Annotated in this window: 24 protein-coding genes; 13 read left to right on the forward strand and 11 right to left on the reverse strand. The window is 68.0% G+C overall.

Annotation, left to right across the window (positions count from 1 at the left end):
- Positions 1–233: 233 nt before the first annotated feature.
- The 6 genes from FCI23_RS08015 to FCI23_RS08040 form a co-directional block, all read right to left on the reverse strand.
- Positions 234–668, reverse strand: coding sequence for a VOC family protein (locus tag FCI23_RS08015; protein ID WP_136722752.1), 435 nt, complete (start codon positions 666–668; stop codon positions 234–236).
- Positions 669–869: 201 nt separating this feature from the next.
- Complete coding sequence (locus tag FCI23_RS08020; RefSeq protein WP_136722753.1) at positions 870–1,733, reverse strand: ABC transporter permease subunit; 864 nt, start codon at positions 1,731–1,733, stop codon at positions 870–872.
- The gene (locus tag FCI23_RS08025; RefSeq protein ID WP_246143486.1) at positions 1,730–2,641 is read right to left on the reverse strand and encodes an ATP-binding cassette domain-containing protein; all 912 of its coding nucleotides are present in this window, start codon (positions 2,639–2,641) and stop codon (positions 1,730–1,732) included. The genes FCI23_RS08020 and FCI23_RS08025 overlap by 4 nt, the downstream gene beginning before the upstream one ends.
- 615 nt (positions 2,642–3,256) lie before the next feature.
- Positions 3,257–4,693: an IS607 family element RNA-guided endonuclease TnpB gene (gene tnpB, locus FCI23_RS08030; protein WP_246143498.1), complete on the reverse strand. Its 1,437-nt coding sequence runs from the start codon at positions 4,691–4,693 to the stop codon at positions 3,257–3,259.
- A gap of 8 nt (positions 4,694–4,701) precedes the next feature.
- The gene (locus tag FCI23_RS08035; RefSeq protein ID WP_136722755.1) at positions 4,702–5,277 is read right to left on the reverse strand and encodes an IS607 family transposase; all 576 of its coding nucleotides are present in this window, start codon (positions 5,275–5,277) and stop codon (positions 4,702–4,704) included.
- Positions 5,278–5,373: 96 nt separating this feature from the next.
- Entirely contained in the window at positions 5,374–5,865 is a 492-nt protein-coding gene (locus tag FCI23_RS08040; RefSeq protein WP_246143500.1) for a MarR family winged helix-turn-helix transcriptional regulator, read from the reverse strand.
- Positions 5,866–5,960: 95 nt separating this feature from the next.
- On the opposite strand from FCI23_RS08040, the gene FCI23_RS08045 reads away from it, so the two are divergent.
- Positions 5,961–6,344, forward strand: coding sequence for a tautomerase family protein (locus FCI23_RS08045; protein ID WP_136722756.1), 384 nt, complete (start codon positions 5,961–5,963; stop codon positions 6,342–6,344).
- A 322-nt stretch (positions 6,345–6,666) separates the two neighbouring features.
- Here the strand turns inward: FCI23_RS08045 and FCI23_RS08050 are convergent, their stop codons facing one another.
- Positions 6,667–7,071: a hypothetical protein gene (locus FCI23_RS08050; RefSeq protein WP_136722757.1), complete on the reverse strand. Its 405-nt coding sequence runs from the start codon at positions 7,069–7,071 to the stop codon at positions 6,667–6,669.
- 17 nt (positions 7,072–7,088) lie between these two features.
- Positions 7,089–8,819: an aa3-type cytochrome oxidase subunit I gene (gene ctaD / locus FCI23_RS08055; protein ID WP_246143502.1), complete on the reverse strand. Its 1,731-nt coding sequence runs from the start codon at positions 8,817–8,819 to the stop codon at positions 7,089–7,091.
- Positions 8,820–9,169: 350 nt separating this feature from the next.
- On the opposite strand from ctaD, the gene FCI23_RS08060 reads away from it, so the two are divergent.
- The 10 genes from FCI23_RS08060 (at position 9,170) to pssA (ending at position 21,257) form a co-directional block, all read left to right on the forward strand.
- The gene (locus FCI23_RS08060) at positions 9,170–10,312 is read left to right on the forward strand and encodes a glycoside hydrolase family 88/105 protein (RefSeq protein ID WP_136722759.1); all 1,143 of its coding nucleotides are present in this window, start codon (positions 9,170–9,172) and stop codon (positions 10,310–10,312) included.
- A gap of 176 nt (positions 10,313–10,488) precedes the next feature.
- Positions 10,489–11,004 (forward strand): GNAT family N-acetyltransferase, encoded by a 516-nt coding sequence (locus FCI23_RS08065; RefSeq protein WP_246143504.1) that lies wholly within the window; start codon positions 10,489–10,491, stop codon positions 11,002–11,004.
- Positions 11,005–11,310: 306 nt separating this feature from the next.
- Positions 11,311–13,107 carry a 3-hydroxyacyl-CoA dehydrogenase family protein gene (locus FCI23_RS08070; protein WP_136722760.1) on the forward strand — a complete coding sequence of 599 codons (1,797 nt, stop codon included), beginning with the start codon at positions 11,311–11,313 and terminating at the stop codon, positions 13,105–13,107.
- Between the two features lie 195 nt (positions 13,108–13,302).
- A complete protein-coding gene (locus FCI23_RS08075) occupies positions 13,303–14,067 on the forward strand; it encodes a TetR family transcriptional regulator (RefSeq protein WP_136722761.1) in 765 nt (254 codons plus the stop codon).
- A 382-nt stretch (positions 14,068–14,449) separates the two neighbouring features.
- Positions 14,450–15,787 (forward strand): crotonyl-CoA carboxylase/reductase, encoded by a 1,338-nt coding sequence (gene ccrA / locus FCI23_RS08080; RefSeq protein ID WP_136722762.1) that lies wholly within the window; start codon positions 14,450–14,452, stop codon positions 15,785–15,787.
- A gap of 10 nt (positions 15,788–15,797) precedes the next feature.
- On the forward strand, positions 15,798–17,861 hold the full coding sequence (locus FCI23_RS08085) for a protein meaA (RefSeq protein WP_136722763.1): 2,064 nt from the start codon (positions 15,798–15,800) through the stop codon (positions 17,859–17,861).
- Between the two features lie 5 nt (positions 17,862–17,866).
- On the forward strand, positions 17,867–18,370 hold the full coding sequence (locus FCI23_RS08090; RefSeq protein WP_136722824.1) for a MaoC family dehydratase: 504 nt from the start codon (positions 17,867–17,869) through the stop codon (positions 18,368–18,370).
- A gap of 12 nt (positions 18,371–18,382) precedes the next feature.
- Entirely contained in the window at positions 18,383–19,594 is a 1,212-nt protein-coding gene (locus FCI23_RS08095) for an acyl-CoA dehydrogenase family protein (RefSeq protein ID WP_136722764.1), read from the forward strand.
- A gap of 171 nt (positions 19,595–19,765) precedes the next feature.
- Positions 19,766–20,413 (forward strand): phosphatidylserine decarboxylase, encoded by a 648-nt coding sequence (locus FCI23_RS08100; RefSeq protein WP_136722765.1) that lies wholly within the window; start codon positions 19,766–19,768, stop codon positions 20,411–20,413.
- Positions 20,400–21,257, forward strand: a complete 858-nt coding sequence (pssA, locus tag FCI23_RS08105; protein WP_136722766.1) for a CDP-diacylglycerol--serine O-phosphatidyltransferase — start codon at positions 20,400–20,402, stop codon at positions 21,255–21,257. The genes FCI23_RS08100 and pssA overlap by 14 nt, the downstream gene beginning before the upstream one ends.
- A 66-nt stretch (positions 21,258–21,323) precedes the next feature.
- Here the strand turns inward: pssA and FCI23_RS08110 are convergent, their stop codons facing one another.
- The 3 genes from FCI23_RS08110 to FCI23_RS08120 all read right to left on the reverse strand — a co-directional run bounded on the left by FCI23_RS08110 (position 21,324) and on the right by FCI23_RS08120 (position 23,220).
- Positions 21,324–22,454, reverse strand: a complete 1,131-nt coding sequence (locus FCI23_RS08110) for a site-2 protease family protein (RefSeq protein ID WP_136722767.1) — start codon at positions 22,452–22,454, stop codon at positions 21,324–21,326.
- A 103-nt stretch (positions 22,455–22,557) separates the two neighbouring features.
- The gene (locus FCI23_RS08115; RefSeq protein WP_136722768.1) at positions 22,558–22,824 is read right to left on the reverse strand and encodes a hypothetical protein; all 267 of its coding nucleotides are present in this window, start codon (positions 22,822–22,824) and stop codon (positions 22,558–22,560) included.
- 42 nt (positions 22,825–22,866) lie between these two features.
- Complete coding sequence (locus tag FCI23_RS08120; RefSeq protein ID WP_169316716.1) at positions 22,867–23,220, reverse strand: UTRA domain-containing protein; 354 nt, start codon at positions 23,218–23,220, stop codon at positions 22,867–22,869.
- 65 nt (positions 23,221–23,285) lie between these two features.
- Here FCI23_RS08120 and FCI23_RS08125 point away from each other — a divergent pair, with 65 nt between their 5' ends.
- Both FCI23_RS08125 and FCI23_RS08130 read left to right on the forward strand, forming a co-directional pair.
- Entirely contained in the window at positions 23,286–23,471 is a 186-nt protein-coding gene (locus FCI23_RS08125; RefSeq protein WP_136722770.1) for a hypothetical protein, read from the forward strand.
- 266 nt (positions 23,472–23,737) lie between these two features.
- Positions 23,738–25,498 carry a coagulation factor 5/8 type domain-containing protein gene (locus FCI23_RS08130; RefSeq protein WP_136722771.1) on the forward strand — a complete coding sequence of 587 codons (1,761 nt, stop codon included), beginning with the start codon at positions 23,738–23,740 and terminating at the stop codon, positions 25,496–25,498.
- The last annotated feature ends 9 nt before the right edge of the window (positions 25,499–25,507 follow it).

Here is a 25,507-nt window from a genome sequence, read left to right on the forward strand (position 1 = left end):
GCCCGCTTTGGCGGGGTGGGGGGATCTCGCGGCACGTGAGGAGCGTGCTGGGGTTCATGTGGGGGACCCGATTCTGCTTTCGCCGGACTTCCGGGTCGCTCCTGCCTTCCACCAAATCGTCCACCCGCACGAGATCACAGCCGAACTCAGGCGCGAACTGATCGACGGGACGGCGACCCTCGCGATGGCGAACTGCACCAGTCGACTCGCGAAGGTGCCACGTTCGCGGCCACTCAGTCGAGACAGAACTCGTTGCCCTCGATGTCCTGCATCACGAGGCACGACTCGTCGAATCCATCGGCAAGCAGTAGTCGCACGCGTACCGCGCCGAGCGCGACCAGTCGTGCGCACTCGGCCTCAAGTGCGGCCAGGCGCTCTTCACCCACGAGCCCGATGCCGACCCGCACGTCAAGATGCAGCCGATTCTTGACGACCTTCCCTTCGGGAACGCGCTGGAAGAACAGTCGCGGGCCCACACCTGAGGGATCAATGCATGCGGACGCCGAACCCTGACGCTCAGGCGGCAGTGCGCGATCGAAATCGTCCCAAGTAGCAAACCCCTGCGGTGGCGGCGGTACGACGTACCCCAACACCTCGCACCAGAAACGAGCGACGCGCTCAGGTTCTGCGCAGTCGAAGGTGATTTGGAACTGCTTGATCGACGCCATCGGTCCATCCTAGAGACGGGGTCTTACGTCGTCTCCACGGGCCCGTCCCTGGCTAGGTTGTGGCGCATGCGGCCGACTCTTGGCGATGAGTGGGACCTTGAGCCGTGGGATGACGATCCTGACAGTGTCGATGCCCACTACATTCGGGAGTCCGGTTGCCGGATCACGGGCCACCGGTTCGCCCGCCCGGTCTGAGCCGGCTCAGACGTCTCGACGCCGCACGACGACGACGGCGACGACCACCGAGACAAGCGCCCAGGCCCCGAGCACGATCCACGATCCGGTGATCGACGGTGGGTACTTGCCCATGGTGGTGTAGGAGTTCGGGTTCACGGTCAGCCGGCCCTCCGCGACGAGGGGCAAGCAATTGCCGATCTGCCTCAGGAGCTTGTACCTGTCGCCTCCGAAAAGCAGGGGCACGACGAACAACAGCCCCACGACCCCGACGATCGAGGCCGTAGCGTGCCGGAGGACGGCACCGAACGCCATACCGATGAGCGCGCATACAGGGACGATCAACGCGTATGCGGCGACAGCCCGCAGACAGCCGGGGTCGTTGATCGAGAGTCCGACGTGGCGCGAGGCCAACATCGCGTTGGTGGTGAAGAACGACGTCGTCGAGACGAGGACACCAAGAACAAGTGTGACCGCCGAGACGACGGTCACCTTGGCTGCCACCATCGCACGGCGGTCGGGAACGGCTGCGAGCGTCGTGCGGATCATTCCGGTGGCGTACTCGCCGAAGACCGTGATGGCGCCGATACTGGCCGCGGCCAGCGCCATGAGGTAGGCGGCGATGCTGTTGAGGCCGTGCCAGAGCGGGTCGTACTTGTAGGGCAGGAAACCGGGCTGCGCGGGATGAGGGTGGTCGATGTAGGGGAAGTCAGAGTGGACGGCGTTGATATTGATCGCGATGGCTGCGAGCGCGCTGAGCACAAGCACCCAGTAGGTCGACCGGAGCGACCGGAGCTTGATCCACTCGGCGGCGAGAAGGTCCGCGAACCGCGCCGGAAGTTCGGCCCCGGGCGCGGGCGGCCTGCCGGCGGACAACGTCAGTGTGCTCATCGGGATTCTCCTGCGAGGTATTCGGCGCTGTCGGCAGTGAGTTGCATGAACGCCACCTCCAAGGAGGAGGTCTGAGTGGTGAGTTCGTGCAGCACGATGCGGTGCCGGTGGGCGAGCTCGCCGATCCGGGCCGCGCTCAGCCCGGTCACCTTGCCCACCTCGTCATTCTCCTGCTGCACCGACGCGCCCTCGGTGGTCAGTACGGCCGCCAGCGCGGCGAGATCCGGCGTATGCACCGTGACGCTCAGGTGTGTGCTGCGAGCCGAGAAGTCCACCAGGCTCTGGTCGGCGATCAGTTCGCCCTGACCGATGACGATGAGCTGGTCGGCGGTGTGCTGCATCTCGGCCATCATGTGGCTGGAGACGAAGACAGTGCGGCCCTCGGACGCCATGCGGCGGAACAGGCCGCGCACCCACAGCACGCCTTCGGGGTCCAAGCCGTTGAGCGGCTCGTCGAACAGAAGTACTGGGGGGTCGCCGAGCAGGGCGCCCGCGATGCCGAGTCGCTGCTTCATGCCGAGGGAGAAGCCGCCGATGCGGCGCCGCGCTGCTCCGGCCAGTCCGACCTCGTGGAGGACCTTGTCCACACGGCTCAGCGGGATGCGGTTGCTGCGGGCCAGGGCGGACAAGTGCGCAGCCGCGCTACGTCCGCCGTGGACGTCCTGGGCGTCCAGCAGCGCGCCGACGTGGCGGAGTCCGCGCGGGCGGTTCGAAAAGGGGACCCCGTCGACAGTGACGGACCCGCTGGTGGGAGCGTTCAGGCCGAGGATCATCCGCAGCGTGGTGGACTTGCCGGCGCCGTTCGGGCCGAGGAACCCGGTGACCTGGCCGGGCCGCACCGTGAAGGTCAGGTCGTTGACGGCGACGATGTCTCCGTAACGCTTGGTCAGTTGCTTGGCTTCAATCACGGTGTCAACGGTGCTGTTCCGGCGTCCGGGCCACATCGCGCCGGCGGCCACAATCCGCGAACGCGTTTGTATCCCGGGGGATTACGTCTGCGGGCCAATGTGCCGGTGAGTCCCGGAGCTTACGATCCATCCATGACCGCCACGTCCCGGCCCCCCCTGCTCAAGCGTCTGCCGCCAGGCGTGTGGGTGGCTGTCTTCTGGTCGACGGTGATCCTGGTGCGCACGCTCCAACGGCCCGATGAGTTGCGCCATTTGCTCGACCTCAGGGGCAACATGGAGGACGGGCCACTCCTGATCACCGCTGTCGTCACGACACTGGCCGCGCTGATGCTGTTCCGCGTGCCGCTGGCGGCCCTTGCCGTGGTGCTCGCGGGCTCCTACTTCTCCCTCGTGTGCTGGGTGGTGGAGACGCCGGTCGTGCTCTTCCTCCTGGCCGATGGAGTCGTGGGTTACGTCGCGGCCACCCGCTCGCGTCGCGTCTCTGTCCTGGCGGCCCTGATGCCGGTCGGCACGGTGACCGGCTACACGATCTGGCGGCTGGCATCCATGTACCGTTGCTTCGATCCTCAGGGAATCTCAGCAATCCGGGCATTCCGGCCCGGAAGGTCCGTCACATCACCAAAGCGTGAGGGCTTTGGTTTGAGTACGGTCTCTCGTTTCCTTCTGCTGCTGGTGCGGCAGTCTTGTGCCACCTGCCCGCCCCGCCTCGGCCTTGCGGCTGGGGCGGGTGACGCGGGTCTTCCGGTCGGCTCCACGAGGTTTCGGCGCTCGCGCGTCCTGGTCTCCGGCCACTCCGGTACCAGTCATGCAGGCCGCCGCGAGAGCGGCGAGGTTCCTGGCTGCGTTCTCGTCCCGGTCCATGACCAGGGGACAGGAATCGCAGTCGAAGACTCGGACGTGCAGCGGCAGCTTGGCTTTCACCGCACCGCAGTCCGAGCAGGTTTTCGAGGAGGGATACCAGCGGCTGGCGACCACCGTGCGGCAGCCGTTCCGCTTGGTCTTGTAGGTGATCTGACGACGGATCTCCCCGAACCCGGCATCAGCGATCTTCCGGGCCAGGCGCCGGTTGCGGAGCATTCCGGCGACGTTGAGGTCTTCGACCACGACGGTGCCGTACTCGCTCGTGATCGTGGTGGTGAGCTTGTGCAGGGCATCGGCGCGCAGGTGCGCGACCCGGTGGTGGACCCGGTTGCGCTCGGTGTTGGCCTTCAACCAGCGTTTGGACGGCTTCTGACCGGTCCTGCGGTCCGGGCCTTGCCTGCGGCAGACGCGACGTGACATGCGCCCCAGGGTCTTGAGGGCGGTGTCGTAGTGCGCCGGGTTCGGGATGCAGCGGATCTCCCCGAGGGAGTCGGCCATCACTGCGAGGACCTTCACCCCGAGGTCAACGCCCACGGCGACCTGCGGACGGGCGACGCGCTCCAGTTCCCGCTTGACCTCGACCTGGAACGAGACGAACCAGCGTCCGCGCTCGTACCTGATCGTGGCGGACAGGATGCGGGCGGTGCCGTTGCTGACGCGCCGCTCAAGCTTGCGGGTGGACTCGTGGGTGCGGATCGTCCCCAGCCGGGGCAACGTCACATGCCTGCGGTCCGCCTCGACGCGGATGGTGCCGGTGGTGAACCGGCACGCGAGGCGAGCGCGGTGCTTGGACTTGCGGCGGGGCATCCCGACCCGCTTGCCCTTGCGCTTGCCCTGCTTAGACTTCGCGTAGTTGTCGAACGCGGCAGCAGCGTTCGCGAGACCGGTGGAGTACGCCTCCTTGGAGTTTTCCTCCCACCACCCGGCAAACCGGGGGTCGATCTTCTTCGCCTCGTTGAACACCTTCCGCAGCGCGGGCAGCGACCACGGCCGCCAATGCGTCAGCCCGTCCTCGGGGACGCCGTACGACTCCTCGGCCCTCCGCTGCCACCACGATGCCTCAACCCAGGTCACCGCCCAGTTGAAGGAGGCACGGGCCGCACCGCAGTGGGAGAACATCATCTGCCTGGTTGTCGCGCTCGGGTCCAGCGCGTACCTGTACGCCTGCACCACGAACCCCGGCTGCGGCATGAACTTCCTCACCCGGCGTTCTCGCCCGTCACGGCGGCCATCGCACGGGCGGCACGGTTCTTCGCGGCCCGGTGCCCGTACAGCCGGGCGCACATAGAGGTGAGGACTTCGGTGATATCCCGGACCAGATCGCTGGTCGTCTCCTGCGGGTCGAGCACCACCAGGCGGCGGCCTGATGCCGACAGCGCGGATTCGAGGTGCTCGACTCCGAAGCGGGCGAGACGGTCGCGGTGTTCCACGACGATGACGGTAGCGGTCGGGTCCGACAGGACGCGGTGCAGCTTGCGCCGCTTCCCGTTCAGCCCAGACCCGACCTCGGTCACCACCTCGGCGACCGCGAGCCCGAGCCCAGTGGCTCCCTGGACGACACGGGAGACCTGCCGGTCAAGATCCTGCTTCTGGTCTGCGGAAGAGACGCGGCAGTACGCCACGGTCCGGCCGGACACAGGTACTTCGGGTTCGACAACGAGCCAGGAGCCAGAAGGAGTCTGGACGACGGGAACCGGCATCTTGCCGTCCCGCGCCCACTCCCACGCGGTCTGGTAGTGCACACCAGCCCGCTTCGCCCACTCCGAAAGCTTCACACGATCACGATAGACCATAAGAGAAGCTGACATTTACCTATGCATCATGCAACAGTTGACAGTTCCTCAGCGGCCGGCGAGGAATATGACGTGCGATCAGTCATCCTCGTCCCCGGCCATCCCGGCCTCGTAGGCGAGCAACGTGTCAATGAACGTCCGTCTTTGGTCGGGCGTCAGCGGTGCCAGGGCATGACGCCAGGCGGTGGCCCCCTGGGCCAGCCAGTCGGCGATGGGCGGCCGCTTGCTGTCGTTGATGCTCACGATGCGTCGGCGGCGGTCCGAGTCGTCCTCGCGTCGCTCCAGGATCCCCTTGCGGCTCAACTCGCCGACCATGAGGCTCACGGTCGTCGGTGCTACCCCCAGCCGCGCAGCCAGGTCGTTCACGGCCATCGGCCCGTCGAAGAGCAGATAGGACAGCAGCGACAGATGTCGCGGCGCCAAGGCGAGCGACTGGAGCTCGTCGGGCACCGGGATTCGCTTCGCCCGCCCGACCATGCGGGGCATGAGCAGCAGCAATTCCCTGATGGCATCGTCGACGCCCGGGGCGGATCCGCCCCGACCGCCGTCCCGTCGGCCCTCCATTGACATCGACCATCCCTCCACATAGCTTTGAGAGTAAAGGTTCTTTGTTCGCAAAGCAGAATCGCTTTCATGCTAGTGAACCAGCCGAAGGGGGATTCACCATGCCGCACTTCAACGTGCAGATCCGCGAAGAGGAGCTGGATGGAAAGGTCGAGCCGAAGCTCATCCGGGCGCTGACCGAAGCGGTGGTCACGGTGTACGGCGAGTGGGCTCGCGCAGTCGCCGTCGTGGAGCTGTTCGGCATCCCGCAGCGCCGTTGGGGCATCGGCGGCATACCTTCCGAAGCGAACGCACCGATCGTCACCCTGAACATGCGTGAACCGGCATTGAATCTGCCGGGGATCGGCAACGCCCCCGCAGGGCTGATCGCGTCCATCACCGATGCCATGGTCACGGTCTTCGGGGAGCCCGTCCGGAAGCGCGTGACCGTGCTGGTCGTCGGCGTCCCCGCAGGACGCTCCGGAGTTGGCGGGGAAGCCGTCTGAGCGAGGGGCCAGGCCGGGGCAGTGTGAAGCGGACAGCCCTGGGGCCGGTCGCCGCTGCCGCCAGCCGGACCGGTGACGTCTCCGCCGTGCACGGTGTCGTGGTCCTCGCCCGGCGCGATGGAGATGCACCCGCGCCGCCAAGCGGACCGGCTTCCACCACCTGCACGCCACCGAGGTCCACCCCCTCACCCCGAGGTTCGGACCACCGGACGGCAACCGCAGACAGCCACGCCGCGCCCGAAAAGCCTGGAAACCACAGGCACACACAGAGTTCTAGAGACGCTGCCGTGGTGACGCGCTGCGGACGGACGACGTTCCCCTCTCAAAGCCGGGCAGGCCAGCAGCCGGGCGCGGCGAAGAACGCGAGGAGAGCGACACACAGCACGCCCAGGGCGGCCGCCGCGAGGTACAGGGCGACGCATCTGCGCATGAGGCGGTGGCGCAGCGCGTCGTAGCGGGCTTGGTACTCAGCGCGGAGCTGGCGTGCCCGGTGTGCGGTGGCCTGCCAGATGCGCTGGGACACGGCGAGGCGGTGCTGGGTGTAGAGGTGGACGACCTCCTCGTGCTGCACGGTGGTCAGCCATGGCAGGTGCTGGGCGAAGGCCTCTGCTTCCTGGTGCGCGGTCGTTCGTTCGCGCTCCAGCAGGAGGTATCCCTCCAACTGGGCGATGCCGGCCCGGATTTCCTCTTCACCGGTCGGCCGGCCGGTTGGCTGTCGCTCGCTCATGTCCAAGGTCCCGGGTGTCAGCCTGTGCCGCCGGTCGGGGGGCGGTCGGTGGCGCCGGGGTCGGGTTCGACCATGTCGCGCTGCCCGCCGGGGAGTTCCCCCTCGGCGATGACCCCTGGGTGGTGCAGGTCGAAGGCCGGGGATTCGGAACGGATCCGGGGCAGGGCGAGGAAGTTGTGGCGGGGCGGGGGGCAGGAAGTGGCCCATTCCAGGGAGCGGCCGTATCCCCAGGGGTCGTCCGTCTCGACCTTCTTGCCTTCCTTGGCGGTCTTCCACACGTTGTAGAGGAACGGCAGGGTGGACAGGCCGAGCAGGAACGAGCTGATGGTCGACACGGTGTTGAGAGCGGTAAAGCCGTCGGCGACCAGGTAGTCGGCGTAGCGGCGGGGCATGCCATTGGTGCCGAGCCAGTGCTGGACGAGGAAGGTACCGTGGAATCCGACGAAGAGGGTCCAGAATTGGATCTTGCCAAGGCGTTCGTCGAGCATCGTCCCGGTGAACTTGGGCCACCAGAAATAGAATCCGCCGAACGTGGCGAACACCACGGTGCCGAACAGGACGTAGTGGAAGTGGGCCACGACGAAATAGGAGTCGGTGACGTGCCAGTCAAGTGGCGGTGACGCCAGGATCACGCCGGTCAGTCCGCCGAACAGGAACGTGACCAGGAACCCGATCGACCACAGCATCGGCGTCTCGAACGAGAGCGACCCGTTCCACATGGTGCCGATCCAGTTGAAGAATTTGACTCCGGTCGGCACCGCGATCAGATAGGACATGAAGGAGAAAAAGGGAAGCAGAACCGCGCCGGTGGCGAACATGTGGTGGGCCCAGACCGTCGCCGACAGGCCGGCGATGCTGATCGTCGCCGCGATCAGCCCCACGTAACCGAAGACCGGTTTACGGGAGAACACCGGCAGGATCTCGGTCACGATGCCGAAGAACGGCAGCGCGACGATGTAGACCTCCGGGTGCCCGAAGAACCAGAACAGGTGCTGCCACAGGATCGGACCGCCATTGGCGGGATCGTAGACGTGCGCACCGAATTTGCGGTCCGCCTCCAGGGCCAGTAGCGCGGCGGCGAAGACGGGAAAGGCGAGCAGCACCAGGACGCTGGTGAGCAGCACGTTCCAGGTGAAGATGGGCATACGGAACATCGTCATTCCGGGGGCGCGCATACAGATGATGGTGGTGATGAAGTTGACGGCACCCAGGATGGTGCCGAATCCGTTCAGGACCAGGCCCATCACCCACATGTCCCCGCCGATCCCCGGCGAGCGGACGCCGTCGGACAGTGGGGCGTAGGCCGTCCAGCCGAAGTCCGGGCCACCGTCTGGCAGGAGCAGGCTGGCGAGCACGATGAGAGAGCCGAAGAGAAACAGCCAGTACGCGAACATGTTCAGGCGCGGGAACGCCACATCCGGCGCGCCGATCTGCAGCGGCATGATCGCGTTGGTGAAGCCGGCGAACATGGGGGTGGCGAACAGCAGCAGCATGGCGGTGCCGTGCATGGTGAACAGCTGGTTGTACTGCTCGTTCGTCATGATCTGCAGCCCTGGCCGCGCCAGCTCGGCGCGCATCATCAGGGCCATCGCGCCTGCCAGCAGGAAGAAGACGAAGGAGGTCACCATGTACATGGTGCCGATCTTCTTGTGGTCCGTGGTCGACAGCCATGACACCGCCACCGCTCCCGGCGACCTCTTCGGCACAAGCCGCTGCTCCTGAGCATGCTGCTGCTCCTGCGTCGCCACGATTCTCGCCCTCTCCACAATGACCCATATACAGACGTCCTACGCCAAGGGGCGCTTTGCGCAAGAAACCCCAAGGTGACGTTGATACCGCGCGAATGCTCCGAAGGCGCGGCTTGAGCCGATCGTGGGCGCGTAGATCTCTCATCACTTCAACACTTCAACTCACTTCAACGCCGCGCCCGGCGACGTGTTTCGGACAGGGCGGGAACGGTGTGTCAGGACCCTTTCGCTCCACCCGGTCGGCTGGAACCATATCTTCACGTCTCCGAACAGAGTTCACAGACATGGACGCCGGGTCGCGTGACGCCACCCGGCGCGCGACCGCACCCGCAACCGGAAGGCACTCACTCATGGAACGACGTCGATTCGTCACCGCCGGTGCTGCCCTGGCGGCCACCCTGCCCGCCTGGTCTCCCACCGGCGCGGCCGCCGCCACACGGCCGCGGACCGTGGCCGGCCGGCTGCCCGCCCTCGCGGACGTGGTGTCCGTACTCCGCCTGGTCGCCGACCACTGGATCGGCGCGAACACCGACCCCGGCGACAACCAGTGGGCACGCGCCACCTTCTTCAGCGGTCTCATGGCGCTCCACCGCCTCACCGGCGAACCGCGCTACCTCAGCTACGCCCGCGGCTGGGCGGAGAAGCATTCCTACGCGCTGAACGGCGGCGTCACCACCCGGCACGCGGACAACCACTGCGCCGGCCAGACGTACCTCGACCTGTACGCGCTCGAGCCCGAGCAGGCGAAGATCGCAGCCATCGAGGCATCGCTGCGCCGCATGATCGCCGCTCCCGACGGATACGACGACTGGACGTGGTGCGACGCTCTCCACATGGCCATGCCACCCTTCGCCCGGCTCGGTGTGCTGCGCGGCGAATCCGCCTTCGCGGACACCATGCACGGCCTGTACACCCACACCAAGAGCGCGGAGGGCGGTCCGGGCCTGTACGACACCGGCAGCGGCCTGTGGTATCGCGACGCGCGGTTCCTGCCCGGCGGGATCACCTCGCCGGGCGGCCTGCCGGTGCTGTGGTCCCGCGGCAACGGCTGGGTGGCGGCAGCCCACGTGAAGGTGCTCAGCGCCCTGCCCACGACCCACCGGGACGCCCCCGAGTACCGCCGCACACTGGCCGCCGGGCTCACCGCACTGCGCAAAGTCCAGCGCGCGGACGGCTTCTGGAACGTCAACCTCGCCGACCCCGCCCACCTGCCGGGCCCCGAGACCAGCGGCACCGCGTTCTTCACCTACGCCACGGCCTACGCGGCGCGAACCGGTCTGGTCACGGCCGGGCAGTACCGGCCCATCGTCGCCGGCGCCTGGAACGGCCTGGTGACAACAGCCGTCCACCCGGACGGTTTCCTCGGCTACGTGCAGGGCGTCGGCGACCGGCCCGAATCAAGCCAGCCGGTGACCTACGACACCACCGCCGACTTCGGCGTCGGCGCATTTCTGCTGGCCGGTGCAGAAGTCGCCGCACTGGCCGGCACCTGAGAACCGCCGCCCGACACGCCGGCCTGCCGCATCCAGCCGTAACCCCACCGGACGCCGCCGCTGGTGCCGGCGCCCGCCTGCGCCGGCCGGGGCCGGGTGCTGGCGCTGCGGGCCCGGCGCGCCGCCGACGGCGAACCGCGGTGACGCCCACGGGCCGGCCGCCGTACGATCCGGGCATGGTTCACATACGTGGAATGACCGGGGCGGACATCGACGCCGTGGCGGCGGTCCGGGTGCGTGGCTGGCAGTCCGCGTACGCCGGGATCGTGCCGCAGCCGTATCTGGACGCGATGAGTGCCGAGGAGGACGCCGCGCGCCGCCGGGAGTACTTCGCGCGGTCCGACGGGCGGGCGGAGAACCTGGTAGCAGTGGACGGCACCGGAGTCATCGGCTGGGCGTCCCACGGTCCGTACCGGGGCGAGGATGCCCGGACCGGCAATGGCGAGCTGTACGCGATCTACGTCCGCCCGGAGCTGATCGGCACCGGCGCCGGCCGTGCCCTGATGGATGCCGTACTCGAGCGCGCCGCCGAGCGCGGCTTCACGCGCCTGCGGCTGTGGGTGCTGGAGAAGAACGCCAGGGCCCGCCGGTTCTATGAGCGCGCCGGTTTCACGCCGGACGGCGTGGAGCAGGATGAGGATTACTACGGCACCGCCCTCGCCGAGGTGCGCTACGTACGGGACCTCACATAACCGGACGCGCTCATCTGTCGGCGGTGCAAATCACATGCGCGGAAGTCTGGCGCGTAGGTTACTCCCCAGTTACCCTCGAACCAACGTGCACGGCGGCCTGGTGACGCAGCCGCCGCGCACGTGGCACCAACAGCACCAACAGCATTACGTCGGTTCGGCACCATCGCGGCGCAGCCCCGGGACAGGGCGGCGCCACCCCCTCATGCGGGCACGCATACCTGCGTACAGGCCCCGCGACTCCACCCAGCTCCTCCACCGCGTATGCGAGTGCGCATCCGCGGTCCCCTCAGCATCTGGAGTTCCGCGATGGATCGTCCGTCCTCTTCCCGTCCCTTCCCCGTGATCGCCGTTGTCGGTCTGGGCACCATGGGCGCCGGTATCGCCGAGGTCCTGGCCCGTGCGGGCCACGAGGTCATCGGCATCGACATCAGCGACCAGGCCGCGGCGCGCGCCATCGCCGCTCTGGAGTCCTCCACCGCCCGCGCCGTGCGACGCGAGCGGCTCACCGATTCCGAGCGCGGCGACGTCCTCGCCCGTTTCCGCACGTTTCCCGATCTGCGGGCCGCGGCCGAGGCCGACCTGGTGATCGAGGTCGTGGACGAGCGTTTCGAGGCCAAGAGCGAGGTGTTCGCGGCGCTCGACCGGATCGTCAAGCCCGACGCCATCCTGGCCACCGGCACCAACGCGCTGTCCGTCACCAGGCTGGCGTCCCGCACCTCGCGCCCGGACCGGGTGCTCGGTCTGCATTTCTTCGCGCCGGTGCCTGCCATGAAGCTGGTCGAGGTGGCGCCGACGGTGCTGACCTCGCAGGAGACGACGGACTCGGTCACCGGCCTGGTGCGCGCGCTCGGCAAGGAGCCGGTGCCGGTGGGCGACCGCCCGGGGTTCATAGCCGACGGCCTGCTCTTCGGCTATCTGAACCAGGCCGCCGCGATGTTCGAGGCCCGGTACGCGACCCGCGAGGACATCGACGCGGCGATGCGGCTCGGCTGCGGCCTGCCGATGGGCCCGCTGGCGCTGCTCGACCTGATCGGCATCGACACCGCGCAGACCGTTCTGGAAGCGATGTACGAGGCCTCGGGCGACCGGCTGCACGCCCCCACGCCTGTGCTCAAGCAGCTCGCCGCCGCGGGCCTGCTGGGCCGTAAGTCCGGCCGCGGCTTCTACACCTACGAGATCCCGGGCGGTTCCACCACCGTGCCCGATGCCGACACGCCCGGCGGGGCCGCGAACGCGACACCAGGGCGCGGGATCAGCAGCATCGGTGTCGCCGGGTCGGGCACCATGGCGGCCGGCATCGCCGAGGTGTTCGCCAAGGCGGGATACGAGGTGGTACTCGCAGCCCGTGGCCAGGAGAAGGCCGACCAGGCCCTGGCGCGGCTGGCGAAGTCCCTGGACCGGTCGGTCGCCAAGGGCCGCCTCACGCAGGAGCAGCGCGACGCGGCCGTCGCCCGGGTCTCCCCGGCAGGCTCCCTGGACGCGTTCGCGGAGGTGGACCTGGCGGTGGAGGCGGTCGCCGAGGACCTGGCGGTCAAGCAGCAGCTCTTCGCGACACTGGACAAGGTCTGCAAGCCGGGCGCGGTGCTGGCCACCACGACCTCCTCGCTCCCCGTGGTGGCCGTGGCCATGGCCACGTCCCGCCCGCAGGATGTCGTCGGGATGCACTTCTTCAACCCGGCACCGGCGATGAAGCTGGTCGAGGTGGTGCGTACGGTGCTGACCGCCGACGATGTCCACGCCACCGTCCACGAGGTGTGCGGCAGCATCGGGAAGCACGCCGTGGACTGCGGCGACCGGGCCGGTTTCATCGTCAACGCGCTGCTGTTCCCGTATCTGAACAACGCCGTGAAGATGGTCGAGGAGCACTACGCCACGGTCGAGGCGATCGACTCGGCGATGAAGCTCGGGGGCGGCTATCCGATGGGCCCGTTCGAACTGCTCGATGTTGTCGGCCTGGATGTGTCGCTGGCGATCGAGCAGGTGCTGCACCAGGAGTTCCGCGACCCGGGCCTGGCGCCCGCACCACTGCTGGAGCACCTCGTCGCGGCGGGATGCCTGGGCCGGAAGACCGGCCGCGGCTTCCGTGAGCATGCCCGGCGCTGATCAGTACGCGGGCGGGGCGGCCGGTCCGGCCGCCCCGGGATTCCCGCTCGGGCGGGGAAACGCAGTACCGTCCCCGCGTGACTCCTCCCCAGGCAAAACCCGGGGCTTCTCAATTGGCCACTGGCGTAGCCTCATGACGGACAAGCCCTGCCCGGTGCCTTGCGGCACGTCACGTAGCTCAGCAAGGAACGATGGATGGCCCAGCCCGTCAAGCCCGCGCGTACGACCGTCGCTTCCGCCCAGCGCCACCGCGTACGGCAGGACCTGGCGGCGGCCGCGATGCACCTGTTCGCGACGCAGGGGTACGAGGCGACGACGGTGGACGAGATCGCGGCGGCGGCCGGGGTGGCCCGGCGTACCTTTTTCCGGCACTTCCGGTCCAAGGAGGAGGTGATCTTCCCGGACCATGACGACACCCTGGTCCGGGTGCAGGCGGTGCTGGACGACGCGGAGCCGCGCGAGCACCCGTTGGACACCGTGTGCCGGGGCATCACCGAGGTGCTGCGGATGTACGCGGAGTCCCCCGAGGTTTCCGTGGAGCGGTACCGCCTGATCCGGGAGGTGTCGGCGCTCCGGGAGCGCGAGATCACCTCGGTGGCCCGCTACGAGCGGCTGTTCACCCGGTATCTGCTGGGCCACTTCGACGAGGCGGCGCACCGCGACGGGGACGACGACCCGCTGCTGGCCGAGGTCGCCGCGTCCGCCGTGGTGGCGGCCCACAATCATGTGCTGCGGCGCTGGCTGCGGGCCGGAGGGAAGGGCGATGTGGAGGTACAGCTCGAACACGCCTTCGCGGTGATCAAGGAGACCTTCGGCACCGGCATCGGCCTGGGCCGGCAGCCGCTCACGGCAGCCGCCAGCGCCTCCCGTGGCGGCGAGGTGGTCATCGCGGTGGCCCGGACCGATGCCTCCCCGGCGGAGGTCATGAACGCCATCGAGAAGGCACTCAAGCCCTCCTGACCTGCGTCTTCGCAGAATCCAACACGGCCGCCCACAGCTCCGCGGGCGGCCGTGTTGCGTACGCGTGAAAACTGTCGAGAATTGATGGCACGCAGTGTCTTTACGAGTGACACCCGGTGCCATACCGTGTTCCTTGTCCGGGCGGACGGCGTGCAGCGATCCAACGCACGCCGTCTGTCCCCAAAGGCCCGGACGCCTGCGTCACAGGCATCCCCGGACTCCGTCCGGGGGACCCCCGACCGCGCCACCAAGCGCATCCGCTCCACCCGTGCGACCGTCACGGTCATCGCGCCACCCCGCCGAACCGACGGCACCATCAGATCCACGACATCCCGACGTTCCCTCAAGCGTCCCTACGTCGCGCTTCGCCGGAGGCCCCACCGTGAAGGACATCCTCGACGCGATCCTCGCGTCAGACACCGCGGCCGCGGACATCGCGGCCCTGCCCCTCCCCGAGTCCTACCGTGCCATCACCGTCCACAAGGACGAGGCCGATATGTTCACCGGCCTCTCCAGCCGCGAGAAGGACCCGCGCAAGTCCATCCACCTGGACGATGTGCCGGTTCCCGAGCTCGGCCCGGGTGAGGCCCTGGTGGCCGTCATGGCCAGCTCGGTGAACTACAACTCCGTGTGGACCTCGATCTTCGAGCCGGTCCCCACCTTCGCCTTCCTGGAGCGGTACGGGAAGCTGTCCCCGCTGGGCAAGCGCCACGACCTGCCGTACCACATCATCGGCTCCGACCTCGCGGGCGTCGTGCTGCGCACCGGGCCGGGCGTCAACGCGTGGCATCCGGGCGACGAGGTCGTCGCGCACTGCCTGTCCGTCGAGCTGGAATCAGCAGACGGCCACAACGACACCATGCTCGACCCCGAGCAGCGCATCTGGGGCTTCGAGACCAACTTCGGCGGCCTCGCCGAGATCGCCCTGGTCAAGTCCAACCAGCTGATGCCCAAGGCCGGGCACCTCAGCTGGGAGGAGGCCGCCTCCCCCGGCCTGGTCAACTCCACCGCCTACCGCCAGCTCGTCTCCCGCAACGGCGCCGGCATGAAGCAGGGCGACAACGTCCTCATCTGGGGCGCCAGCGGGGGTCTCGGCTCGTACGCCACCCAGCTCGCGCTGGCCGGCGGCGCCAACCCCGTCTGTGTGGTCTCCAGTCCCCAGAAGGCGGACCTCTGCCGCGCCATGGGCGCGGACGCGGTCATCGACCGTAACGCCGAGGGCTACCGGTTCTGGAAGGACGAGCACACCCAGGACCCCCGGGAATGGAAGCGGCTCGGCAAGCGGATCCGCGAGCTCACCGGTGGCGAGGACGTCGACATCGTCTTCGAACACCCCGGCCGCGAGACCTTCGGCGCCAGCGTCTACGTCACCCGCAAGGGCGGCACCATCGTCACCTGCGCCTCGACGAGTGGCTACACCCACGAGTACGACAACCGGTACCTTTGGATGAGCCTGAAGAAGATCGTCGGCTCGCACTTCGCCAACTACCGCGAGGCGTGGGAGGCCAACCGGCTCATCGCCAAGGGGAAGATCCACCCCACCCTCTCCAGGACGTACGCCCTGGAGGAGACCGGCCAGGCCGCCTTCGACGTCCACCGCAACCTCCACCAGGGCAAGGTCGGGGTCCTCGCCCTCGCCCCGCAGGAGGGCCTGGGTGTGCGCGACGAGGAATTGCGTGCAAAGCACATCGACGCGATCAATCGTTTCCGGAATATCTGAGGCGGCCGCGATGACTCACCCTGACGACCTGGGCTCGGCGAGCGAGCCAAACACCGGGTCGGAGCGCCCGGAGGAGAGGGAGCGCAAAAAAAGGGACCGCCCATGGCTGATGCGGACCTACGCCGGGCACTCCACCGCCGAGGCGTCCAACGAGCTCTACCGGCGCAACCTCGCCAAGGGCCAGACCGGCCTTTCGGTCGCGTTCGACCTCCCGACCCAGACCGGCTACGACCCCGACCACATCCTCGCCCGCGGTGAGGTCGGCCGGGTCGGGGTCCCGGTGTCCCACCTCGGCGACATGCGCCGGCTCTTCCAGGACATCCCCCTGGAGGCGATGAACACCTCGATGACCATCAACGCCACCGCCATGTGGCTGCTGGCGCTCTATCAGGTGGTCGCCGAGGAACACGGCGCGAGCCTCGCCAAGCTCCAGGGCACCACCCAGAACGACATCATCAAGGAGTACCTCTCGCGCGGGACGCATGTCTTCCCGCCCGGGCCGAGCCTCCGGCTGACGACCGACATGATCGCGTACACGGTCGAGCACATCCCCAAGTGGAACCCGATCAACATCTGCAGCTACCACCTGCAGGAGGCCGGGGCAACGCCCGTCCAGGAGATCGCGTACGCGATGTCCACCGCCATCGCGGTCCTGGACGCCGTACGGGACTCCGGCCAGGTGCCCCAGGAGCGGATGGGCGAGGTCGTCGGCCGGATCTCCTTCTTCGTCAACGCGGGTGTCCGCTTCATCGAGGAAATGTGCAAGATGCGGGCCTTCAACCGCATGTGGGACACCATCACCCGCGAGCGCTACGGCATCGAGGACCCCAAGCAGCGCCGCTTCCGCTACGGCGTCCAGGTGAACTCCCTCGGCCTCACCGAAGCCCAGCCGGAGAACAACGTCCAGCGCATCGTCCTGGAGATGCTGGCCGTCACCCTCTCCAAGGACGCCCGCGCCCGCGCCGTACAGCTCCCCGCCTGGAACGAGGCACTCGGCCTCCCCCGCCCCTGGGACCAGCAGTGGAGCCTGCGGATCCAGCAGGTCCTCGCCCACGAGAGCGACCTGCTGGAGTACGAGGACATCTTCGAGGGCTCGCGCGTCATCGAGGCCAAGGTCGACGAGATCGTCAAGACGGCCACCGCCGAGATCGACCGGGTCCAGGAGATGGGGGGCGCGATCCCCGCCGTCGAGTCCGGCTACCTCAAGTCGCAGCTGGTCTCCTCGCACGCCGAGCGCCGGGCGCGGATCGAGTCGGGCGAGGAGAAGGTCGTCGGCGTCAACTCCTACGAGTCCACCGAGCCCAGCCCGCTCACCGCCGATCTCGACGGCGCCATCATGACCGTCGACCCGGCCGGCGAGGCCCGTGTGGTCGCCGCGCTCGGCGAATGGCGCGCCGGGCGCGACGAGCCCCGCGCCCAGCTGGCCATCGCCGCCCTGAAGTCCGCCGCCACGGGCGACGCCAATCTCTTCGGGCCCACCCTGGAGTGCGCCCGCGCCGGCGTCACCACCGGCGAGTGGTCCTTCGCCCTGCGCGACGTCTTCGGTGAGTTCCGCGCCCCTACGGGCGTGAGCAGCGCCCCCGTCGCGGTGACCGCCGCGCCGGGCACCCCGCTGGCCGAGGTCCGCCGCATGGTCGCGGACACCGCCAAGGAACTGGGCGTCGGCAAGCTCCGCCTCCTGGTCGGCAAGCCCGGCCTGGACGGTCACTCCAATGGTGCCGAGCAGATCGCGGTACGAGCGCGCGACGCGGGCTTCGAGGTGGTCTACCAGGGCATCCGGCTCACCCCGGAGCAGATCGTCGCGGCGGCCGTCGCCGAGGACGTGCACTGTGTGGGCCTGTCGATCCTCTCCGGCTCGCACGCCGCGCTGGTCCCCGATGTCCTGACCCGGCTGCGCCGGGCGGGTGTGGACGACGTACCGGTGATCGCGGGCGGGATCATCCCGCCCGCCGACGCTGCCGCCCTGCTGGAAGCGGGGGTGGCCGCCGTCTTCACCCCGAAGGATTTCGGCATCACCGGGATCATCGGCCGTATCGTCGAGGAGATCCGCCGGGCGAACAAGTTGGAGGCATGACACAGATGCAGTTCGGACGCACATACGAAGAGTTCGAGATCGGCGCGGTCTACAAGCACTGGCCCGGAAAAACGGTCACCGAGTACGACGACCACCTCTTCTGCCTGCTCACCATGAACCACCACCCGCTCCATATGGACGCGAACTTCGCCGAGAACACGACGGACTTCGGCAGGAATGTCGTCGTGGGCAACTACATCTACTCACTGCTGCTGGGCATGTCCGTTCCGGATGTGTCGGGCAAGGCGATCGCCAATCTGGAGGTCGAGTCGCTGAGGCATGTGGCGCCGACCTTCCACGGCGACACCATCTACGGCGAGACCACGGTCCTCGACAAGCGGCCGTCCAAATCCAAGGATGACCGCGGCATCGTCCATGTCGAGACCAAGGGCTACAAGCAGGACGGCACCATGGTGTGCGTCTTCCGCCGCAGCGTGATGGTGCCCACCGCCACCTACATCAAGGAGCGCGGCGGCGAACAGCCCGGCCGCCCCGAGCTCAACGCCTAGGAGATACCGGAAATGAGCCGTCTCGCCCAGACCGACGGGCTGACCGAGATCCAGCAGGAGATCCTCTCCACTGTCCGTAGCTTCGTCGACAAAGAGATCCTGCCGGTCGCGACCGAGCTGGAACACAAGGACGAATATCCGACCGAAATCGTCGAAGGCCTCAAGAAACTCGGCATCTTCGGCCTGATGATTCCGGAGGAGTACGGGGGCATCGGCGAGTCGCTTCTCACATACGCCCTGACGGTGGAGGAGATCGCCCGCGGCTGGATGAGCGTCTCCGGCATCATCAACACCCACTTCATCGTCGCTTATATGATCAAGCAGCACGGCACCCAGGAGCAGAAGGACTATTTCCTGCCCCGCATGGCGACGGGTGAGGTGCGCGGCGCCTTCTCCATGTCCGAGCCGGGACTGGGCTCGGACGTATCCGCGATCCGCACCAAGGCGGAGCGGGACGGCGACTTCTACGTCATCAACGGCCAGAAGATGTGGCTGACCAACGGCGGTTCCGCCAACCTGGTCGCGGTGCTGTGCCGCAGCGACGAGGGCCAGCCCGAGGGCAGCGCCCCCCACAAGTCGATGACCACCTTCCTCATCGAGAAGGAGCCGGGCTTCGGCCCGAATCCGACGGTCCCGGGCCTGACCGTGCCCGGAAAGATCGACAAGATGGGCTACAAGGGCGTCGACACCACCGAATTGATCCTGGAAGACGTGAGGATTCCGTCAAATCGCGTACTGGGCGGCGAGAGCGGTCGCGGGTTCTACCAAATGATGGACGGCGTCGAGGTCGGCCGGGTCAATGTCGCCGCGCGCGGCTGCGGTGTCGCGCACCGCGCCTTCGAACTGGGCATCTCGTACGCGCAGCAGCGCCACACTTTCGGCAAGCCGATCGCCCAGCACCAGGCGATCCAGTTCAAGCTGGCCGAAATGGCCACCAAGGTGGAGGCCGCCCACCAGATGATGATCAACGCGGCACGCAAAAAGGATTCCGGACAGCGGAACGACCTTGAAGCGGGCATGGCGAAGTACCTGGCCGCAGAGTACTGCAAGGAGGTCGTGGAGGACGCCTTCCGCATCCACGGCGGCTATGGCTTCTCCAAGGAGTATGAGATCGAGCGCCTCTACCGCGAGGCCCCGATGCTCCTGATCGGCGAAGGAACCGCCGAGATCCAGAAAATGATCATCGGTCGGCGGCTCCTCGAAGAATACCGGATCCAGGGGTGAATGTCTGATATGCGGCGGTTTTCTGGAGGGTGAGGCTACACCGGGTCATCGCAGTTCGGCCACCTACTCGCCTGCGAGCTTGCCCAGTTACCGCCTGCGACCGCTACCATTCCTGGAAAGCCGCCGTCCCCAGAACCACTCTCGCGGCACCCTCCGCTACGAAGGTCTTCCATGCCCCACAGCCATTCCTCTGCACAACGCGGCCGGGTCCGCCTCGCGCGCGGAGCGTCGCCGTGGCTCCTCCCGACCGTTGCCGCCGCAGCGGTCAGTCTCACCCGCGCCCGGCGCTCCGGACGCTGGGCGGCCGTGGCCGTACCCACCACCGCTCTCGCGGCAGGCATGCTGTGGTTCTTCCGCGACCCCGAGCGCGAGATCACCCAGGGCCGCGTCATCTCCCCGGCCGACGGTGTGGTGCAGAGCATCATGCCGTGGAAGGACGGGCGCACCCGCGTCGCGATCTTCATGAGCCCGCTGAACGTCCATGTGAACCGCGCCCCGCTCGCCGGCACGGTCACCTCCGTGGAGCACATCCCCGGCGGGTTCGTCCCGGCGTTCAACAAGGAGAGCGAGAACAACGAGCGGGTCGTCTGGCACTTCGACACCGAACTCGGCAACGTCGAGATGGTGCAGATCGCCGGTGCCGTGGCCCGGCGTATCGTCCCCTACGTCCCGGCGGGGACTAAAATCGAGCAGGGTGAGCGAATCGGGCTGATCCGGTTCGGCTCCCGGGTCGACATCTACCTCCCGGAAGGCATCGAGTCTGCCGTCGAGGTCGGCCAGACCACCACTGCTGGGGTGACTCGCCTTGACCGTGATTGATCCTGATACACCGGCCCCCTGGGCCGCCGAACTGGAGTCCGCCGCCGATGACGATGTGGACATGCCACTGTCCACCCGGCTTTCGATAGCGGACACCCTTACTCTCGGTAACGCCATCTGTGGCTTCATGGCGGTGTACTTCACCACCACCGGTGTTCTGGTGCCGCACCTCATGGGCACCTCGGACGGCGGCATGTCGCGGCACAGCGCCGCCACAGCGGTGCTGCTGATGCTGCTCGCCTCCGTCTTCGACCTCTTCGACGGGCTCGTCGCACGAAAGCTGCGCAGCTCCGCGATGGGTGCCGAGCTGGACAATCTCTCCGACCTGATCAGCTTCGGCCTCGCCCCCGCCTACTTCGTCGTCGTCTGGGGCCTGGTCGCCGACGACGCCTACGGCAAGGTCTCGGCCGTCGCGGCGGTCGTGGTGCTGCTCGCCGTCGTGCTCAGGCTGGCGAGGTTCTCCTGCACCGAAGTACCCGGCGGGGTCTTCCAGGGCATGCCCAGTCCCTTCGGGGCCATGACCGTCATCTCCGTGGTGCTGCTTGAGCTGCCGTTCGTCCCCACCGTGGTGGCGATCGTCGGCGTCGCCTGGCTCATGGTAAGCCGGGTCGAGTACCCCAAGCCCCGTGGCCGCCTCGCGGTGATGACTCTGTCGTGGATCGTCATCAGCATGGCATGCCTGGCGGCCTGGGCGTTCGATGTGCCCGGCGGGCACCGGCTGCTCCAGACCGGAGCCGCGCTCCAGGTTCTCGCGGCGCTGCTCATTCCGCTCTTCGCGACGACGCGGCGGGTCAACACGATCCGCAACAACCGACGCGAAGCGCGTGCCGCGCAGCTTCCATAGGTTTTTCCCGGCCGCCCACCCCTAGCCGGCACCGCAAGGTGCCCGCCTCGGGTGGGCGGACCTGGATCAGCGGAGCGCCTTGCTGTCCAGCGTGTGCTGCTGGACAAGCCGGGAGATGTCATGCGTGGTGACGATTCCTTCCAGCCGTCCGTCGCCCAGGACCAGGATCCGCATTCCGGATCCTGGGCGGAGCCGGTCAAGAGTGTCGTCGAGAAGATCGTTCGGAGCGGCGACCGTGCACTGCGGCAGCGGGGTCGCCACCTCACGCACGCGCACGGATTCCCGGCGCAGGCCCGGTACCGCGGCGAGCTGGCGCATGGTCACGATTCCACTGGGCCGGCCGTCGAAGTCGAGCAGCGGCAGAGCCGAATGATGGGCGTGGACCGCCACCTCGTCGATGAAGCGCTCCACGGTCAGCCAGTCGGCGCCCGTAGTCACCGGGCTGGACATGGCCTCGGTCACCCGCAGACCGCGCAGGGCGGCATGGAGCCTGGAGCGCTGCCGTTCCGCACCGGCGGTCATCGTGATGAAGAAGCCGACGAGGGTGAGCCACAGTCCGCCGGGGGCCCCACGCAGGAACGCGACCCAGCCGACGGCCATCAGCAGCATGCCGATGACCTGCCCGCTGCGGTCGGCGGCCCGCTCGGCCCGGTCCCGGTCCCCGGTGCGCCACCACAGCAGTGCCTGCACTACGCGTCCGCCGTCCAGCGGCACGGCGGGCAGCAGGTTGAACAGGCCGAGGAAGATGTTCGCCCAGCCGAGCCACACCAGGACCGCCGCGATCACCCCCCAACCGGTCACCACACGCACACCGATCCCCGCGCCGAGCGCGGCGCCCCCGAGGGCCAGGCTGGTGAGCGGCCCGCTGGCCGCGACCTCAAGGGCCACCGGAGCGGTCTTCGGCCGCCCCATCCTGGTCATTCCGCCCATGGCCCAGAGCGTCACGTCCTGCACCGAGAGGTTCTTCCTGCGGGCCATGGCCGCGTGCGCCACCTCGTGCAGCAGCACGCTCGCCATGAGTAGCACTGCTCCTACGGCGCTCGCGGCGGTGTACACGGCGGCCGACTGGCCCGGTGTCCACGCGGGAAGGGTCTGGCGGCCCAGACCGTACCCGAGCAGGACCGCCAGCACTGGCACGCTCCAGTGCATGCGCAACGGCACCCCGAACACATGGCCGAACGGGAGCGAGCCGTTCATCGTCATCTCCCACCAGCTGGGCACCGGAGGTCCATCCGGGCAGTCCATCGCCACCTGCGCTCCGCGGAACCGGCCCAGCACGATATTGACCCACCTCCAAGTGTCACTCCCGCGTCCCGGGAACGGACCTCATCGGAGCGCGGACGATGCCGCCGACCTGGCCGCGCGGGACGGCGGAGTCGGTGAGCGCGGCACTGCCGGGGACGAGCCGGCCCCACGCCGTCCGCGACACGAGCGCCGCGATCGCCGACGTCGGGAACTTCGTCCGCGCCCCTGCCGGTGCATCGCCGTCCACATCGCCCGCCAGCGACAGCACGAGGTCCCGCACCCCGGCCTGGTGCCCGATCAGCAGCAGTGTCCGCCGCTCCACGGATGAGTTCCCGGCTCAGGACGCGGCCCGGACCGGGAAAGGTCAGTCCGTGTAGTGGAAGCGCACTCGGCTGCCGAGCCAGACGGTCCTGGTCGTCTCCAGCAGGCGGCCGTCGGCCAGGTGCGCCACCGACCACACGACGAACAGCGGCGCGTCGAGAGTGGCGTTCAGCAGCCGCGCCTCACTGGAGCCGGCGGCGCCGACTTCCAGGTAGTTGTTGGTGTCGCCGGGGACCAGGCCGTACACCTCCTGGAGGGTACGGGACAGGGAGCCGTCGATGAGGGTGCGGCGGGAGAGCCTGGGGACCAGGGCGTGGGCGACCCAGGAGTCGGTGATCCCGATGGCCCGGTGGTCAACGACATGCAGCCGCTTGAGGTGGACCCGCTTGGTGGCCACCTCCTCCGGCGAGAGGAGCTTCGTCAGCTCGTAGGGTTCGGGCTCGGCGGATCGACCCGACGCTCGTGGAGTCCGTCGAGCTGCGCTGCGACGTCGAGCGGCGCGGCGAACTCACCCGCGGCATGACGGTCGTGGAGCGCCGGGCGCATCACGGCCGGGAGGACCTGCCCACCATCCGGGCCGTCTCCGCGCTGGACTTCGACCGTTTCCTCGACCTCGTCACGGGAGTGCTCAGCGACGATCACACCTGAACCCAAGGACACCACAGTGAGAGAGCGCTCTCCCAGAACCGTCCATAGGAATTGACGCTTGTAATACAAACCCTCACACCGGGAGACGGGCAGAGAGCACCGGGAAAGCACCCCATATGGGGCCATTCAAGGGCTGGTTGGCCGGGTGGGCGAAGCGGAACTCGCCATCTCTATTGACGCACTGTTCACATGCCATGAACATGCCTGAGTGAGAGAGCGCTCCCCCACCACCTCTATCGTTCACATCCTGAACAAGGAGAGCCGCCATGCCTGCATCCCCCACACGCCGTACGGTTCTCGGCGCCGTGGCAGCGGCAGCGTCCGCGCCCAGCTTGCTCGCCCTGTCCTCACCCGCGTCCGCCCAGCCCCGCGCCGCAGCCTTGCCCGGCGGCGGCGATCTCGGCCCGAACGTCATAGTCTTCGATCCGTCCACGGCCGGGATTCAGGCCCAGCTGGACGCGATCTTCCAGCAGCAGCAGTCGGCGCAGTTCGGCACCGGCCGCTACCAGTTTCTGTTCAAGCCCGGCACCTACAACAGCATCAACGCGCAGATCGGGTTCTATACCTCGATCTCGGGTCTCGGGCTCTCGCCCGACGACACCACCATCAACGGTGATGTGACGGTGGACGCAGGCTGGTTCAACGGCAACGCCACCCAGAACTTCTGGCGCTCAGCCGAGAACCTGGCGCTCAACCCGGTCAGCGGCACCGACCGGTGGGCGGTCGCCCAGGCGGCACCGTTTCGCCGTATGCACGTCAAGGGCGGTCTCAATCTGTCGCCGACCGGCTACGGCTGGGCCAGCGGCGGCTACATCGCCGACAGCAAGATCGACGGCACGGTCGGACCGTACTCCCAGCAGCAGTGGTACACCCGCGACAGCTCAGTCGGCGGCTGGCTCAACGCCGTCTGGAACATGGTCTTCTCCGGGGTGCAGGGCGCGCCCGCGCAGAGCTTCCCGACGCCGCCGTACACCACGCTGGCCACCACCCCCTTCTCCCGCGAGAAGCCGTTCCTCTATCTGAACGGCACCGAGTACCGGGTCTTCCTGCCCGAGTTGCGCACCAACGCGAGCGGCGTCACCTGGGGAAGCGGCACGCCCAGGGGCACCTCGCTCGCACTCACCCAGTTCTACGTCGCCAAGCCCGGCGTCACCGCGGACACCCTCAACGCGGCGCTCACCCAGGGTCTCCACCTCCTTCTCACGCCCGGCATCTACCATCTCGACCAGCCCATCCTGGTCCAGCGCGCGAACACGGTGGTCCTCGGCCTCGGCTTCGCCACGCTGGTGCCGGACAACGGAGTGACGGCGATGAAGGTCTCCGACGTCGACGGGGTGCGGCTCGCCGGCTTCCTGATCGACGCGGGAACCGTCAACTCCACCACCCTTCTGGAGGTCGGGCCGCTGGGCACGTCCACGGACCACTCCGCCAACCCGACCACTGTGCAGGATGTGTTCGTCCGGATCGGCGGCGCGGGCGCCGGCAAGGCAACCACCAGCATGGTCATCAACAACCGTCACACGATCATCGACCACACCTGGCTCTGGCGCGCGGACCACGGAACCGGCGTGGGCTGGGACACCAACCGCGCCGACTACGGCCTCGTCGTCAACGGCGCAGACGTCCTGGTGACCGGCCTGTTCGTCGAGCACTTCAACAAATACGACGTCCAATGGAACGGCCAGCGCGGCCGCACCATCTTCTTCCAGAACGAGAAGGCGTACGACGCCCCCAACCAGGCCGCGATCCAGAATGGCAGCACCCTCGGCTACGCCGCCTACAAGGTCGCCGACACCGTGACCACGCACGAGGCCTGGGGCCTGGGCAGCTACTGCTACTACAACGTCGACCCGACCATCCACCAGGGGCAGGGATTCGCCGCGCCCGCGGTCGCGGGTGTGAAGTTCCATGACCTGCTGGTCATCTCGCTCGGCGGCATGGGGCAATACGACCACGTCATCAACGCCATCGGCTCGCCCACCTCGGGCACTTCGACGACACCCTCGACAGTGGTGTCATTCCCCTGACGACGATCA

The organism is Actinacidiphila oryziradicis, from assembly GCF_005047355.1.
Taxonomy (GTDB): domain Bacteria; phylum Actinomycetota; class Actinomycetes; order Streptomycetales; family Streptomycetaceae; genus Actinacidiphila; species Actinacidiphila oryziradicis.